This is a genomic window from Clostridium neonatale (assembly GCF_900465025.1).
GTDB lineage: Bacteria > Bacillota > Clostridia > Clostridiales > Clostridiaceae > Clostridium > Clostridium neonatale.
Window position 1 is genome coordinate 936,981 of sequence record NZ_UICR01000001.1, and the last position, 17,554, is coordinate 954,534.

Annotated in this window: 13 protein-coding genes; 9 read left to right on the forward strand and 4 right to left on the reverse strand. The window is 27.0% G+C overall.

Features of this window, described 5'->3' with window-relative positions:
• Nucleotides 1-66: 66 nt before the first annotated feature.
• Nucleotides 67-1,776, reverse strand: a complete 1,710-nt coding sequence (locus tag CNEONATNEC86_RS04315) for a methyl-accepting chemotaxis protein (protein ID WP_058294031.1) — start codon at nt 1,774-1,776, stop codon at nt 67-69.
• A gap of 447 nt (nt 1,777-2,223) precedes the next feature.
• Between CNEONATNEC86_RS04315 and CNEONATNEC86_RS04320 the strand changes: the two genes are divergently transcribed.
• The 7 genes from CNEONATNEC86_RS04320 (at nt 2,224) to CNEONATNEC86_RS04350 (ending at nt 11,817) form a co-directional block, all read left to right on the forward strand.
• Nucleotides 2,224-2,946 (forward strand): LytR/AlgR family response regulator transcription factor, encoded by a 723-nt coding sequence (locus tag CNEONATNEC86_RS04320; protein ID WP_058294032.1) that lies wholly within the window; start codon nt 2,224-2,226, stop codon nt 2,944-2,946.
• Nucleotides 2,947-3,353: 407 nt separating this feature from the next.
• Nucleotides 3,354-4,271, forward strand: a complete 918-nt coding sequence (locus tag CNEONATNEC86_RS04325; RefSeq protein ID WP_159115696.1) for a sensor histidine kinase — start codon at nt 3,354-3,356, stop codon at nt 4,269-4,271.
• A gap of 146 nt (nt 4,272-4,417) precedes the next feature.
• A complete protein-coding gene (locus tag CNEONATNEC86_RS04330) occupies nt 4,418-9,607 on the forward strand; it encodes a SpaA isopeptide-forming pilin-related protein (RefSeq protein WP_159135580.1) in 5,190 nt (1,729 codons plus the stop codon).
• An 86-nt stretch (nt 9,608-9,693) separates the two neighbouring features.
• Nucleotides 9,694-10,293, forward strand: coding sequence for a class D sortase (locus tag CNEONATNEC86_RS04335; protein ID WP_125149337.1), 600 nt, complete (start codon nt 9,694-9,696; stop codon nt 10,291-10,293).
• Nucleotides 10,294-10,390: 97 nt separating this feature from the next.
• Entirely contained in the window at nt 10,391-10,933 is a 543-nt protein-coding gene (locus tag CNEONATNEC86_RS04340) for a rubrerythrin family protein (protein ID WP_058294036.1), read from the forward strand.
• 12 nt (nt 10,934-10,945) lie between these two features.
• Nucleotides 10,946-11,206 (forward strand): hypothetical protein, encoded by a 261-nt coding sequence (locus tag CNEONATNEC86_RS04345; RefSeq protein WP_058294037.1) that lies wholly within the window; start codon nt 10,946-10,948, stop codon nt 11,204-11,206.
• 257 nt (nt 11,207-11,463) lie between these two features.
• A complete protein-coding gene (locus tag CNEONATNEC86_RS04350; RefSeq protein WP_058294038.1) occupies nt 11,464-11,817 on the forward strand; it encodes a hypothetical protein in 354 nt (117 codons plus the stop codon).
• Between the two features lie 58 nt (nt 11,818-11,875).
• Here the strand turns inward: CNEONATNEC86_RS04350 and pssA are convergent, their stop codons facing one another.
• Nucleotides 11,876-12,397 carry a CDP-diacylglycerol--serine O-phosphatidyltransferase gene (pssA, locus tag CNEONATNEC86_RS04355; RefSeq protein WP_058294039.1) on the reverse strand — a complete coding sequence of 174 codons (522 nt, stop codon included), beginning with the start codon at nt 12,395-12,397 and terminating at the stop codon, nt 11,876-11,878.
• Nucleotides 12,398-12,636: 239 nt separating this feature from the next.
• Here pssA and CNEONATNEC86_RS04360 point away from each other — a divergent pair, with 239 nt between their 5' ends.
• Together CNEONATNEC86_RS04360 and CNEONATNEC86_RS04365 are read left to right on the forward strand one after the other, a co-directional pair.
• A complete protein-coding gene (locus tag CNEONATNEC86_RS04360; protein WP_058294040.1) occupies nt 12,637-13,515 on the forward strand; it encodes a YegS/Rv2252/BmrU family lipid kinase in 879 nt (292 codons plus the stop codon).
• A 51-nt stretch (nt 13,516-13,566) separates the two neighbouring features.
• Complete coding sequence (locus CNEONATNEC86_RS04365) at nt 13,567-14,217, forward strand: hypothetical protein (RefSeq protein WP_058294041.1); 651 nt, start codon at nt 13,567-13,569, stop codon at nt 14,215-14,217.
• A 48-nt stretch (nt 14,218-14,265) separates the two neighbouring features.
• Here CNEONATNEC86_RS04365 and CNEONATNEC86_RS04370 read toward each other — a convergent pair whose 3' ends face one another.
• Both CNEONATNEC86_RS04370 and CNEONATNEC86_RS04375 read right to left on the reverse strand, forming a co-directional pair.
• Complete coding sequence (locus CNEONATNEC86_RS04370; RefSeq protein WP_058294042.1) at nt 14,266-14,814, reverse strand: hypothetical protein; 549 nt, start codon at nt 14,812-14,814, stop codon at nt 14,266-14,268.
• A 109-nt stretch (nt 14,815-14,923) separates the two neighbouring features.
• Nucleotides 14,924-16,885: a YgiQ family radical SAM protein gene (locus CNEONATNEC86_RS04375; RefSeq protein WP_159135581.1), complete on the reverse strand. Its 1,962-nt coding sequence runs from the start codon at nt 16,883-16,885 to the stop codon at nt 14,924-14,926.
• Nucleotides 16,886-17,554 lie beyond the last annotated feature (669 nt).

Consider the following 17,554-nt stretch of genomic DNA (forward strand, 5'->3'; position numbering starts at 1 on the left):
ATTAAAACACACCATGTAAAAGTTAAATTTTACATGGTGTGTTTTTGAAATTTATTTAAAATGAATCTAAAATTTTAACTTATATAAAGAAATTTTATCACGTATAATTTGCGATTGCTCAGATAGTGTTTCAGTAGAGGCAGCAGTTTCTTCAGCAGTTGCTAAATTATTTTGAATTATATCAGAAATGACATCTATTCCAGAAGTCATTTGTGATATTGCATCAGCCTGGTCTTTAGATGCAGCAGTTATTTCATTTATTAAAGCAGAAGTTGAATCAACATTTTTTACAACATCATTTAATGTAATATTAGTATCTTTAGCCAAAATTTCAACATTATTAATTAATTTTAATGAACTTTCTATAATTTTGGTTATTTTGTTTACAGCATTTGAAGATTGTTCGGATAACCCTTTAATTTCATCAGCAACTATAGCAAAGCTTTTTCCTGATTCTCCAGCTTTAGCTGCTTCTATAGCTGCATTTAAAGAAAGGAGATTTGTTTGCTCAGCAATATCTTCTATTGTGCTGATAATTTGTGATATTTGCTTAGATGAAATACTTATATCTAAAATTGAATGTAATAAAATATTCACTTGATTATTTCCATTTTCGATAATCTCTTTTGTTCTAATATAAGAACAATAAGCTTGTTCTGAATTGCCAGAATTAAGATTGACTTTTTCTGATATTTCACTAAAGCTTGCCTGAAGCTGCTGGATTGCACTAGCTTGATTAGAAGCACCGTCAGATAAAACCTTTGTTATTGAAGAAATTTCTTTAGCGCTATTAGCTGTGAAGTCAATTGAATTATGCATATCTGAAAAACTTATATTTAATTGCTCGATTATTTTATTAAGAGCAGTATGTATTGGAATAAAATCACCGATATACTCAACTGATGAATTAGTAGATATATTTAAATTTCCTAAAGATAAGTTTTCTAAAGTAACAGTTATATCAGCTATATATGATTTAATCATATTAATAGATTTTATAAGTGCCTCAGACATTTGTCCCATTTCATCGGTAGAAATATAATTGTTTTCTACATCTAAATTTCCATTAACAATATTATTAGCTATAGTAGTTACATTATTAATTCCACTAATTAATGTGCTTTTTAGGCTTTTTCCCATTAATCTTGGAATGATAATAAGAAAAATCATTAAGATAATAAGTGCAGATATAGCTATATTTCTATAAAATACTGAGCTATTAACAAACGATAATGCACTTTCTTGTGATGAATCGTATAGCTTGTCTATGAAATTATCACATATATCCATTTGAAAGCCATATTCATTTTGTTTTTCTTCAATTTCTTTTTCAGTATCACTATTTTTTATTAAATCAATTAATTCAACTCTTAGTTTTTCTGTTAAATCAATATTAGTAGTAAGCTCATTTATTAAACTACCGTCTATTGTAGAAATGTTTCGGAGAATTTCAATATCTGCCTTTAGTTCATTAGCAGAGTTATCGGAATTTTTTAAGAATATATTTTTGTTTATTGTATCAGTTTGGACCACTGCCCTATATATGTTTTTATCACTCTCTTGTAAATTAAGTCTAATATTTGATATAGTTTTTGAAAGCAAAAATGGACCTTCATAAAGAGCAGAAGTTCTCGAAGATGTAAATAATAGTACGCCTATAGAAATTATCATAGTAATTAGAGTTAGATTTAATATATTTATAAATATTAAATCTATTTTTTTACTTATTTTTTTGTTTTTTACATTAATCAAATTATTTTTGTGCTTTAATTGCATAATAAGTACCTCCTAAGAAAATAAAATAATCTATTTAAAACATTTACATTTTTTATTATAGCAGAATAAAAAATATATTAAAGGAAATATTAAAAGAATTTAGATAAATTTAAAATAAAACCATATTATGTAATAAAAGATTGACTAAGATAAATTAAGTTTAATATATAGTAGAATTAATTGATATGAATGTTTTGTTTATGTGTAGTAATTATTGAAGACTATTATTGAATTGAAGGAAGTTAGACTGAAAAAAATTTATTTCTAAGAGTACTTTAAAAAATGGAAAAGAAAATACATCTACAAGCATTATGCTATATGCTATAATAGTAAATAATGCTATAGAATATATTTTTTGTATTAAGATACATAAGATGAAAATTATTGAGAGAAATTATTTTATTAATTGCAAGTCAAGTGAATAAGTATTATTATAGGGGGGATATTTTGAATATTGCAGTAGTTGAGGATATGAAAAATGATTTTGATATAATATCAAATTTTATAGATAAATATTACAAAAAAAAGCATATATCATATAATTTACATGGTTTTAAATGCGAAAAAGAGTTTTGTGATGAATTTGAAAAAGATAAGTTTGACATAATATTTTTGGATATTTATATAGATAATTTAAATGGAATGGAATTAGCAAGAAATATACGTAAAAAAGATGAGAAATGTTTAATAATATTTTCTACTGTAAGTAAAGAATTTGCAATAGAAAGTTATGAGGTTAGAGCCTTTTATTATTTGCTGAAACCATATAGCTATGAACAGTTTATGGAGGTTATGAATTTAGCACATAAAGTCTTGCCAAATCAAGTGAAATATATTGAAGTTAAAGAAGCTCGTATAAATATAAAAGTATGCTTAGATGACATTATTTACATAGACTACTATAATCATTATATTCAAATACATACTAACTATAGGATGATTAAAAGCTATATGAAGTTTAAAGAGATCATGGAATTACTTGAACCATATAAGCAATTTTTATATTGTTATCGTAATTGTATGATAAATATGAGCAAAGTAAGTGGTATTAGGGAAAAAGACTTTGTAATGAAAAATGGAGAAATAATACCAATATCTAAAAAACATTGCGGAGAAATCAAACAGTATTTTGCAGATTACATATTTGATAAGATGAGAGGTGCCTTATAATATTGAGCAATAAAATCATGATAATTGAAATAATATTGAAATTGCTTCCAAGTTTTTGCATAATTTTCATGGTGTTTAGTAAAAAATTTCGGTTTTCTATTTGGACTACTGCCATTATCACAGTTGCAGTATCTGCTCTTATTATAAAATCTGTAATTATATTTTATGATTATGATTTATATGCAAAGGAGAATTTATTTTGTTCACTTATATATTTTCTCCCAATACTAGTATCTTTAATGTTAATGATAAAAGCATCAATTTTTCAAATTTTGTTTGTCTACTTTTTAACCAAAAGTTATATGGATAGCGTTAATTTATTTTCACTACATTTTAGTGTGCTCATTTTTAATTGTAGTTATGGTGACTTTAGTTATAAATATTATTTCTTATTAAAGATAATTCTGTTGATCTTATCATATCCAGTTCTAAATAGGTTTATATTAAAACTATTAAGAAAATTAATTAATGAAGAAGAGCAAATAGTATTTTGGAGATATTTTTGGATTATTCCAGCCTCTTTTTATGCTATATATCGTTTTATTATGCCATCAAGCCATGAAAGCCAAATTAACGAATTAATGCAGATAAGCTTTTTATTAGTGTATGTTTGGCCAATAGGATTATTCTTATCATATTTTATTATCTTATATACATTTCCAGATATTATTAAAAATAGAAAAATAGAAGAAGAGTTGAAAATATCAAAAATTAAAGTTTCATTACAAAAAGAACAATATGATATTCTTAAAAACAATATTGAAGAATCAAAAAGGATGAGACATGATCTAAAGCAGTACATGATTTCACTAAAAGGATTTATTGATAATGGAGATATTGAAGGGATAAGGAATAGTGTGTCTAGTTATTGTGGATATGCAGAATTGGATGAAGGTATTCCTGTATGCGAAAATTATGCGGTTGATTCAATTATTCAACACTACTTAAGGGTTGCCAAAAAGAACTTAATTAAAATAAAAATCGCTATAAATATTCCTAAAGAACTCTACAAATTAGAAAATGATCTTTGCATAATACTAGGGAATTTATTAGAAAATGCCATTGAAGCTTGTATACGCCAATTAAAAGAAGAAAAATTCATTAATTTAAGTATTAAAATGCAGGATGAGAACATTATAGCCATTTTAATTGAAAATAGTTTTGAAGGCAAAATTAATTGTAGAAATGGCATATTTATTTCTTCAAAGCGTAATGAGGCTGGAATAGGAATAGAATCTGTAAAAAGCATTACTAAAAAACATTGTGGCATTGCAAATTTTAAATATAAGAATAACATATTTGAAGTTTCAATATTGATTAACTGATAATATATTTTAATTCAGTAAAAAAACAACTATTTTGGTAAATATGTTGTTTTTTATTTTTTTATGAATAATAATTATTAAATAATATATGTTTTAGAAATAATAATAATGTTTCAAGATTAATTAATAAAGAATGGGGAGAGAATATGGGAGATAAAAAAATGATTTTAAGAACAAAAAGATTACAATTGAAAGACTCAATAAAAAAAGCATATATGAAGAGAATGATATCAATTTGTTTAATTGTATCTTTGATAATTGGATTTTCATTAGATTTAAATGTATTTGCTGAAGATAAAAATGATTTTAGTAAATATGTTACTAGTATGAACTTTTATGATGGTGATAATAATGAAATTTCAGATGGCAGTACAATTTCCACGAGTGATAAAATTAAAGCAGAATATAATTTTACTATTTCTAGTTCGGATATTTCTAATGGAAAGTTAATATTAGAATTACCAGAAGAATTAGAAGTAGAAAAAAGTAATATTGAGGTAGAGAGTGATAGATATATTGGGACAACTAGTAATGAAAAAAACAAAACTATCATTTCTTTAATGGAAAATTCACAGTATGATACAACTGCAGATGAAGTGACAACTTCAGATGGGGTTACAGTAAATGAAGATAAAAAAATAAAGGGTAAATTAAAATTAGAAATGGGATTCAATGCAGAGAAATTAGAAGGTCTAACTTCTAAAATCGTTAGATTAACGGAAGATGGACTAGAATTTGAAAATTCTAATCTTATGAAACAGCAGGCATTATTAGATGCAACTGTAAATTTTCCATTTATTACAGGAGTTTATTTGAGTGATAAAGACTTTAGGGGAGATTTTGACTTAAGTGGAACAGACTTTGAAGCAAATTATAATACTTACTATAATGATACATTAAAAAATAAAGAATTAGAAAAAAGTTCGCAAATGTATGTAGGCTATAAATTTAAGATTCCTGATGGTACCAATATAAATAATGGCGATCAATTTGTTATGAACATACCAAACGAGTTTTCTAAATTATTAGATGAAAAAACACTTTCTCTTAAGGATAATGATGGTGACACAATAGCAAATATAACCTATAAAAATGATAATCAGATTATAATTACCTTTACTGGAGCATCAACTGGTAAATCTGATGTTGGCGGATACTTCTCGTTTGGGAGAAGTTTTAATAAAGATAATATTGGAAATGAAAATCCAGTAAAAATAACCTTTGATATACCTACATTTGGAAAAAAAGATTTTAATCTTGATTTTAAACAACCACCATTTGTAGAGGCAAACCCAGAGATTACTAAGGATGGTTCTTACTCAGCACAAGATCAAGTTATAAATTGGAAATTAACAGTTAAAGCAGGAAATTTGGATAAAACAGATGTTTTAATTAAAGATGTGTTAGATACAACCAAACATACATTTAAGAGTCGAAGCTTTAAGGTGGATGGAAATTCAGTAGGTGATCCTACAATCACAGAAGATGTAACTGCTAATACTTCAACTTTAGAATATACTTTAGATAATATTACAGCAGGAAATCCATCACCAGAAAGGACAATTGAATTTCAAACTATACCTGTTCAATCTATTCTTGAGAGTCAAGGTAAAACAACAAATATATCAAATGAGGCATCTTTAGATTTTATTAAGAAAGATGGAACGCCAGAAACTATAAATTCTAATAATAAGACTGTAGGTGTTATTAATGATTTCATTAAGAAATCTGGAACTTATAGACCAGAAACAAAAGACATCTTATGGACCGTTAATATTAATAATAGCAAAGTTAATTTTAATAATCCTATAATTACAGATACTTTGCAAGAAGGCTTATCACTAAATACAGCTAGTGTAAAACTAGATAATATAAATAGTGTTATTAATACAGACTTTACTTATGATTCGAGTAGCAGATTGTTTACTTTTAATAATTCACCAGAAGATGATAGTGCTCACACATTAACATTTGTGACCAAAATAGATGAATCTAGACTTCAGGATGCATATAAAGGAATTAATTCTAAAGTTAATAATACAATAAAGTTAGACGTTAATGGTAAACAGTATTTTAATAGCGCAGATGAAATTGGAATTGGAGCAAATAGTGGAGGAGAAGCTATAAGTAAACAAGCCATTGGCGGCTATGACAAAAGCAGCAAGGAGATCACTTGGAAAATAACTGTTAATACAATTGGTCTTAGTATAGACGACCCTATAGTTACTGAAATAATAGGAGCCGATCAAATTTATGTTGATGGTTCAGCAGAAGGTGAAAACGGAAATAAATTAACAGCTATTCAAGATTCTATTAAGAAAAATGAATATAAAATTTCATTAGGAACAAATATTACTGGAAGCAAAATTATTACTTTAAAGACTAAGGTTACAAATGAACATATCATATATGGAAATGGAAACGCAAGTGTTTACAATTCATGTAACTTAACAGGAACTAATATAGCAACTTATACAGTAAATAATGTTCCACAAAATGTTGAAAGTACTCTGATTAGAAAATCAGGAACTTACGATTATGCTACTCGTCATTTAACTTGGACAATAGATGTTAATGCTTCTCAAACACCTATAAAGGGAGTAAAAATATTAGATGATATATTAGAAGGACAAGAATTCATTCCAGGTACTTTTAATGTTAAACGTACAGCTGGTACTGCTGATAATATAGCAGATACTATTAAAGACTCAAAGTTGACATATACACCTAAAGACTCATCAGAGCCAGGTAAAGGTGGTAATATTACTTATGATTTTGGAGATATTAGTGACTCTTATCAAATAACTTTTGATACTAAAATAGCCTATGATGATGAATTTTCACAAAAAAATGAGGACATAGTAGCTAAGAATGAAGCTAAGCTTACAACTTCAGAAACAGGAATAGATATTAAATCTTCAGACAGTGTTACAATTAAAAACTACCTTATTCATAAGGAAGCAAAATATACATCACAAACTGATTTTATTACTTGGGATGTATATATAAATAAAAATAATATTCCTTTAAATGGTTTTACAATAGTAGACAATATAAAAGATGGCTTACAAGTAGATATGGATTCTATAAAATTATATACAGTTGACTTAGATAGGAATGATCTTACTGGAGTTACAAATCAAGCTGAAGTTTCTGCTTCTAAGTATACTACTAAATATTCATCAGATACTAGAAATTTAGAGGTGAATTATACAGATCCAACTAGTAACTCATTTTTATTAGAATTTGATACAATTGCAAAGGAATCAGGAACTTTTTCTAATACTGTAGAATTAAATGGAACTGCTACAGTATATAGTTCAGAAAAAAATGGTGTTGTTGTAGCTTTCTCAGATGATATATATGGTGGTGGTGCATCTGGAACTTCAGGCTCTGTTATAATAACAAAAGTAGATAAGGATGATAATAATAAAAAGCTTGATGGAGCTGTCTTTGAGCTTATTAAAGATGAAAAAGTAGTTCAAACCTCAGAACCAACTGTAAATGGAGTTACTAAATTTACTAGACTGAAATTTGATGTTGACTACCATATAAAAGAAATAAAAGTTCCAAAAGGATATGTTTTAGATGGCACTAAAGATACATTAGTAAATATAAAAAAAGACACAACGATACCAGCAAATAATGTTAAGAAAATCAATATTATTAATGAAAAAATAAAGAAAGATATTAAGTTTAAAAAAGAAGATTCTGATGGACAACCAATTAAAGGAACAGAATTTAAGCTTTACTTAGCAAGTGATACATTCTTTTCAGATCCTAAGGGAACAGCAGTAAGTGATGAAAATGGTTTTGTATTATTTAAAGATATAGCTGTAGATCCAAGCAAGAGTGTTGAGTATGAGATTAAAGAAACAAAGACTCCAACTGGATATGTTACTTATGCAGATAAAATTACTGCTACAATTGCACCAGATGGAAATAATGACTATGTAGTGAATGTTACACCTTCTGAAGTTGTAAATAAATTTATTCAAAAGAATATAAAGTTATTAAAAACTTCAGCAGATGGGGCTAAGCTAAAAGGTGCAACTTTTATGTTATATAAAAATGGAGATGAAACTATTCCAGTAGGCGACCCAGCGTATAGTGATGAAAATGGAATAGTGGAATTTAAAGATGTTGACTATGGAGATTATGTAATTAAAGAAACTCAGGCACCAAATGGTTTTGATCCATCAGCAGATTCAATTGTTGTAAACAAGTCAGACTTTGAGACAGCAGATGCTTTCTTTGATAAGGGAACAGTAGTTAATACAAAGACAAAACCACAGAAAATTATTGAATTTTATAAAGAATCTGATGGTGGAACAACATTAAAAGATGCTATATTTTCTATTTATAAAGAAACGGATACTGATTTTAAAAGCCCTGTATCTATTACAGGAAGTGATTCTACTGGCTTAGTTAGCTTTACAAATATTAAAGCAGGGGATTACAAAATTAAAGAAACAAAAGCTCCAAAAGGATATGAACTTTCTGATACAGTAATTAGTATAAAAGAAAGTGACTTTGAAGTGGCTGGAGAAGTTATAAAGACTAATCCATATAAGATTGTTAATAAAGAGATAATTAAGACAATAGAGCTTTATAAACAAGATATAAATGGTAATCCATTGAAAGATGCGATTTTCTCATTATATAAGTTGGAAGACGTTAATTTTGAAAATCCTATTTCGTCAGCAGTAAGTGATGATAATGGAATAGTAAAATTTATAAATGTTAAAGCCGGAAATTATAAGATTAAAGAAACAAAGGCTCCAGAAGGATATAAATTATCAGAAGAAGTAATTAATATAACAATTGATGAATTTAATGGGACAGATGATGTTATAAGAACATCACCATATGAATTCATAAATAAATTAATTCCAACAAATGGAGGTGGATCAGGAGGAGGTGGTGGCTCATCTTCAAGTTCAAAGAAGCACAAGGATGATAAAGATGAGGAAGAAATCATAACTACGGATCCTGAGGAAAAAACTGAAATAGATAATAACACAAAAGTTGAACAAGAAAATAATCAAAACACAGGAAATAATTTTTTAAATGCAACTGAGGGTTCACCAAGTGGTTCTCAATATACTTTGTATGATAAGAATGGAAATGAAATTTCTGCTGGTGTAGATACCAATGGTACTAATGGTACCAATTATACCAGTGGAGAAGAAAAAATAAAAGCTAAGAGTAAAAAGGAAAAATTACCACAAGCAGGAAGATTCATTGATTCTACAGTATTAATTATTTCAGGTTTAATATTAATTATATTAGGCTTTGCATATAATTTAAAAAGGAAGAAATCAGTAAAATTCTAATTTAGAAAAGACTGCCTTAAAAGACTAAGACTTTTAAGGCAGTTTTTTAATAAATATCTATTTATATAAAGGGAGAAGTCAATAAAATGATAAAGAAATATTTAGGCAAAATGCTTATAGCTTTGGGCTGCATCATTATTATTGTAGCAATTTCATTAAAAATAATTACTGATTATAAACAAAAAAAGATAGTAGATAATTATAGAAATTATATTTCAAATATGCAAAATGAAGACAAATCTTTTAACGAGAATAAGAAAGCGTTTGAAACATATACTTCTCAAGAACAATCAAGCAATATAATAGGGATCTTAAGTATCCCCAAATTAGATTTGAATGTTGGCATTGGTGAAGGGGTAGATAATGAAACATTAAAATATTCTGTTGGACATTTCTCAGATACGGCTATGCCAGGTCAGAAGGGTAATTTCTGCGTAATTGGACATAGAAGTTATACCTATGGAGAATTTTTTAATAGATTAGATGAAATTGAAGAAAATGATGAAATTATTGTTGAATATAACGGAAAAGAGTTTAAATACAAAGTTACAGAAATTAAAGTAGTAAAGCCAGAAGAAGTATCTGTATTAAACCAAAGTGAGGAAGAAGAAATAACACTAATAACATGCACTCCAATTAGAGTAGGATCTCATAGACTAATTATTAAAGGAATCAGAGAACAATAGATTATAGGCAATGGATAGAAAATTAAATAAAAGCTTTAGTAGCAGAATTAAATAAAGTGAATATTTTATTTATATGTAATAATAGTTGGAGATTTTTATGGACTTGGAAGGAAGCAGAACAGAAAAGAATCTATATAAGACTTATGCAGGAGAATGCAGAGCTAGAACGAAATATAACCTTTATTCTGAAAAAGCAAGAGCAGACGGATATGTTTGGATATCAGAAATTTTTAATATGATAGCAGGAAATGAATATGCTCATGCAAGAGAAGCATATAAAAGATACTTAAAAAAAGTCTGCGATACAGAAAATAATTTAATAGATTCAGCCCTTGGAGAAGCTGAAGAAAGTCAATTTATATATAAAGAATTTGAAAAAGTTGCAAGAGAAGAAGGTTTTAAAGAAATTGCAGATTTTTATAAAGAATTGCAGGAAGTAGAGGAAAGCCATAAAGAAATATTCTCAAAATTAGCAAAAGAAGTAAAAGGTGAAACTATATTTAAATGTGAAGAAGTTTGTTACTTTAAATGTTTAAATTGTGGATATATATATGAAGGTAAAGAAGCACCAGATAGATGTCCTTTGTGCAAATATCCAAAATCATTTTTTGAAAAAATAGAAAATATAGATTGTAAATAGGAGTGAATATAAATGTTTTTTAATTATCCAGATGAGTATAATGTTCAAGTGAGCTATTCTGATAACTTAATTGAGAAAAATAATAAAGAATCGGAAGGAATTGACACAGAAATTGAGGTGGAAAAAAGCTTATTAAGAGAATGTGATCCCTTTTCAGAGAAGGTGGAATCTAAAGAGAATAATCTAGAAAAATCAGATTGCAAAAGAAGAGAAAATATTTTTGAAGAATCAGATGAAGAATATATAAATAATGAAATAAAGTTGGATATATAAATGATTTTAATGAGAATTACTTATTAGTGATTCTCATTTATTTATATAAATAACTTGACTTGCGCACTAAATTGAGCAATTTTCCAAAATGGCTTAAAAGCAAGGGGGATTAAATATCAAAGAATAAAATATTGGCCTTTTGGTATATATATCCAAATCACTGCACAAGTCTAGTAAATAAAATAATATAATAATGGTATTTTATTAAAACAAATAAAATATAAAATAATTAGTAGATTAATTTTGGGAGAGGAAATATGAATTATAATGATCTGTTGGATAAGCAATATGTAGATATACAAAATTTGAGTAACTTATTGGGGAATTATGTGAATGCTTATAGATTATTAATAGCTGGAGCTGCTGATCTATACAGTATAAACATAGCAAAGAAAAGTGAAGTAAGGAAAGCAATAGAAAGAGCAGATGAATTAGGGGAATTAATAGATAAATTAATAAATACATTAGACAGATGTGGAACAGGGTACTTAAAATATTGTAAAGTTAAAAACAGCTATATTTCAGCAAATACAGAAAAAGATGGTATATTTACAGAAATAGATAATGAATTGAATTTTGAAAATTCATCAAACAGGGAAGAGGAAGAATGAAGGAATATATTTAAAAAGAACTCTATTTCATTTATGAAATTAGAGTTCTTTTTAAATATTAAAATTTTTTCAAACGAATTTTACTGATCATTAAATATGAACCTAAAATCATTAAAAACATAGGAATGATTTTAGGAAGAAATATATTTAAAGTAAGCAAATTATATAAAGCCATAAAACATCCTACAACTGTTATTGGTACTCCAGTAAAGCACCCATCAAACTGAACAGCATTAAATCTTGCAAGTCTGTACGCTCCACAAATAGGGAATAATAAAAGTAAAATAAGACCTAATAGTCCTTTTGGACCAAAGTTTTGAAAATCAAATAATATATATGTTAATATTGATGGTGCAACACCAAATGAAACCAAATCAGCTAGGGAGTCTAATTCTTTACCTAAATCACTAGACACATCTAAAAAACGAGCAATCCTACCATCGTATCTATCTACTAAACCAGCTAATAAAATAAAAATACATGCAAGAATGTAATTAAAGTTCATTGTTGATAAGATAGATATAACTCCGCAAGATAGATTGAGAAAGGTAAAAACGTTTGGAATACAACTTTTCCTCATAAAATCCTCCTAGAAATTAAAAACTACTTACAAAAAAATATTATACCATATAAATGCAAATAATATAAGACATTAAATAACTTTAAGATATTATTAATGTAATACTCATATTATTATATATAATATATTGCAAGTAATGCTTTTTTATTCTCGACACTACAATTTTAAAATGGTATAATAATCTTTATGTGATAGGAAAAAGATGTAAATTAATAACTTTAGAGAGGAGAAATTCTTTTATGAAGAAGGTTAGATTTATTTATAATCCTTATTCGGGTGAAAATGGAATAATAGACGAAATAGATAATGTAATAAGAATACATCAAGACGTAGGAATGATTATTGTTCCATACAGAATAAAAAAAGGAAAGGATTTAAGTGAAGCTCTTGATATTGTAGATGACACTTATGCATATATATTAATTGCTGGAGGAGATGGAACTGTAGATTCAGTTGTTAATGCTATGGAACAGAGAAATATAAATCTTCCCATAGGAATTCTTCCTGTTGGAACGGCAAATGATTTTGGTAGCTTTCTTGGAATACCAAGTGATGTAGAAACTGCGTGTAAGCAGATCTTAAGCTCAAAACCAAAGCTTATAGATATTGGTAAAATTAATGAAAAATACTTCGTTAATGTTGCGAGCACAGGACTGTTTACAGATGTTTCTCAAAAGACTGATGTTAATTTAAAAAATACAATAGGGAAATTAGCATACTATTTAAAAGGGTTAGAGGAACTTCCTAATTTCAGAAGATTAAAGCTAAAACTTACATCTAAGGAATGCACTTTTGATGGAGAAATGTATTTACTGCTAGTATTTAATGGAAAAACTGCAGGCAACTTTAATTTAGCAACTGAGGCTGATGTTACAGATGGAAAACTTGATGTAATAATATTTAAGGCAATTCAAATAATAGAATTAATACCTCTGTTTATAAAGGTACTAAGAGGAGAACATTTAGACTCTGATAAGGTTGTATATTTTAAGACTGATGATTTGTATATAGAATCTAGCGAAGATATAGTTACTGATATAGATGGAGAGAGAGGCCCTGATTTTCCTTTAAGGATTCAATGTATTGAAAAAGGAATTAAAGTTTTAGGAATAAATTAATATAAACAATAATAAATATAAGTAACGAAATATTAGACGGGAGTGTAAAGTGTGAGTCTTGCGTATTATATATTTTTGTTACTTATAATTTTTTTATCCTTTTTAATGATAAAAAAGAATATAGATTATTCACCTAAAAAAATAAAAATTTATTTAACTATTGTAATAACATTATTTTTATTAAGAAATATAGCTTTATTATGTTTATGTTTAATTAAAAATAGTAACTTTTTATATTATTTAAAACTACTAGTATTTTTAGATTATATAACAATACCACTTATGATAATACCTATATCTTATGTTTATTTAAGAGCGGAAAAATTAAAATTTACTGGTAGCTATATTATAGCAGTTATAGTAGGGATAATATATGCAATTATATTGCACTTATCAAAAGTGACAATGGAAGTAAGTTATATTTATGGTTTTATAATAAGATTAGATAATGAGGTTACAATATCCATGCTTTCATTAATATTACTTGGAGTATTAATGATTATAAATGTAGTAATACTTGATAAACCATTTGTTAATAAAAAAGGAATATGGTTTGTTATATTAGCCATAGTGCTAGTTATGGCTGAGGAAGTAACAATACTTGGAGGAATTAAAGTATTTCCTTATTCAGTTAGTGGAGAATTAATATTTTTAATAATTATGAATTTTGTTATTAACGGATTCAAAAAAATTAATAAGTAAAAAAGTCACCATACAGATTTATAACAAATAAATCTGTATGGTGACTTTTTATGCAAATGCAGTATTATAATCAGCTAATTTCCCTGAATATACTAAATCAACATCTGATGATTCGGCTAAATCACAAAAGTCATATGGTCTTATTAAAGTAAAATGTTTATTAAATTTTACAGACTCTGATTGTTCTAGTACGTACGCAACAAATTGAGAACAAACATAGTGATTAGGTCTGTGATATGGTATGTTAAATAACATGGCTACAAGACCAGCAAAGTTATAATGATATTTATTTCCGTTTCTTTCGAATTCACGTATTTCTCTTTGTAATTTTCTATATTGTTTGTTTGTAATAGATATACGGTATATTTGGCATACTGTATTATCATGGAGCTTATAAATTCCTTCATTTATATTTTCTTTAACGAATCCTGCAATTAGTGGAATATATAAGTTCTGTCTGGCAAAGCTATATAAAGAATTTAAATCTTCATCAAGTGCTATAGAAGCATGATTATAAGGTGCACGCGTAAAAAATTGTAATATTTTAGAGCAGTTAGTTCCAGTTTGGCTAACCATAATATAAATATTTCTTTTCACCCATCATTCCCCGTTTCTTATAAATATTAAATACTATTAATTACAAATTATTATAAAACATGCATCTTAAATGTTTCTTAACAAATAATAAAAAAACATTTAATAATTATCAATTAAATCTAGAATTATTTTTTTTTGAATTAGATTTTTTGAAATTACTATTTTTATTTTTAGAGTATTTTTTGGAATTGCTCTTTGCTGTATTGGAATTCCCCTTTGCTATATTCGTAGAAGAATTAAGTTTATTTTTTCCTTGATATCCCTGTTTTTTGGGAGCATATCCAATTAGGCAATCTTTACTATTTCCAATTAAGTCTTCTCTGTGAGCAGCAATTAAAGCTTTTTTTACTTTTTCATAATTTTTTGGTACAGCAAATTGTATTAGAGCCCTTTGCATATCTTTTTCACTTTGAGTTTTAGGAACATATACTTTTTCACCTGTAATAGGATTAACGCCTGTATAATAAATAGTCGTTGAAAGACTTCCAGGAGTAGGATAAAAGTCTTGAACCTGTTCAGGTGTATATCCCATATGTTTAACGTATTGTGCAAGCTCAATTGCAGCGTTTAAATCTGAACCAGGATGAGAAGACATCAAATAAGGCACTAAAAATTGATTTTTATTCAGTTGTTTATTTATCTTAAAATATTTATTAACAAATTTATCATAAACGTCCCTTGTAGGTTTACCCATTTGATTTAAAACTCTAGGAACAACATGTTCAGGAGCAACTTTTAATTGACCGCTTATATGATGTTCACATAATTCCTTGAAAAAAGCATCATTATTATCATGAATTAAATAATCATATCTGATTCCAGAACGTACGAATACTTTCTTTATTCCAGGTAGTTTTCTTATTTTTCTTAAAAGTGATAAGTATTCAGTATGATCTATAATTAAATTTTTACAAGGAGAAGGGAACATACATTGTTTAGTTTTGCATGTGCCATGAATTTCTTGCTTTTTACATGCTCTATGCCTAAAGTTGGCAGTTGGACCTCCAACATCATGTATATATCCTTTAAAATCAGGTAAAGTAGTAAGTAGTTCCGCTTCGTCAATTATAGATTCCTGACTTCTATTTTGGATTACTCTTCCTTGGTGAAAAGTTAATGCACAGAAAGAACAAGAACCAAAACAGCCTCTATGACTAGTTATAGAAAATTTAACTTCAGTTATAGCAGGAATTCCACCTTTTTCTTCATATATAGGATGATATGTTCTTGTATAAGGTAAATTATAAGTTTCATCCATTTCTTCTTGTGTAAGATTTTCTTGTGGTGGATTTTGTACCAGATATCTATCTCCATATTGCTGAATTATGGTCCTTCCAAGAATGGAATCCTGTTCGTAATATTCTAATTTATATGCTTCATTATAAGCATTTTTATCAGTAGATACTTTTTCAAACGATGGGACTATCACAGGTTTATTAATATGTGAAATATCTTTAGTTATATAACAAGTTCCTCGAATATTATCCATATTCTGTATATGCCCACCATATCTAAATAAATCAGCAATCTGTACGATTGTTTTTTCACCCATTCCATACATTAGAAGATCAGCTTTTGAATCTAATAGTATACTTCGTCTTACTTTATCATCCCAATAGTCATAATGAGCAAATCTTCTAAGGCTTGCTTCTATACCGCCAATAGCTATGGGAATATCTTTATAAGCTTCTCTAATTCTATTACAGTAAACAATAACGGCTCTATCAGGTCTATGTCCAGCTTCACCACCAGGAGAATAGAGATCATCTCTTCTTTTCTTCTTTGCAGATGTGTAGTGGTTTACCATAGAATCAATATTACCTGAATTAACTAAAAAGGCATATTTTGGACATCCTAATCTTTTGAAGTCATCACAATTATGCCAATTAGGCTGAGCAATTATACCAACATTAAAACCTTGAGCTTCAAGTGTTCTACCAATAATAGCAGTACCAAAAGAAGGATGATCAACATAAGCATCACCTGTTACAATTATAAAATCTAATTGTTCTATACCTTTACGTTTCATATCATCCTTGCTTATAGGTAAAAATTCTTTGCAAAGCTTCATATATATTAACTCCAATTCTTTATTATATTAATTAAGATATATTAAAAAAATAACTAGTTATTATACTAGCTATTTTTCTATTCATTAACAGATTTCAGTTTAACATACGGATGTTAATTTTACAAATATTTAAAGAAAGTAAAATTTGGATGATAATTTAAGTATTTTCAGAATTTATAAGATAATATATATTCATTTTTATAATAAAATATATGCAATAATTAATTTTTAAAGAAAAGCAAAAATTTGTTGCCTTTTTGAAGCTATATAATATAATAATTAAGAAAGAATAAATACTTAAATTTAATTATAAAATTTCTATTGAAGGAATATTTAAATTTATTTAGTATAAGTTTATAAAATATGAGTTAAAATTTATATTTATTTATTGCAAGTTATAATTATGAGTTTTAAATTGTGAATCATGAATTGTAAATTATAAATTGATAAAGGATGGTGTATCAAAAAATGGAGGAAGGACCTCAGAATATTAATTATCATACGGCAAAAACTAAATATATTCAGAGAGAGCTCATTTATTTGAAATGCACTAAATCAGCATTATTTATTTAACTTATAAAATATGAAAGTTTTGGAAATAATTATGCTGATTATGTATAAAATATATACATATAAATGTGGATAATTTCGTATTTAATGACTTCTTTC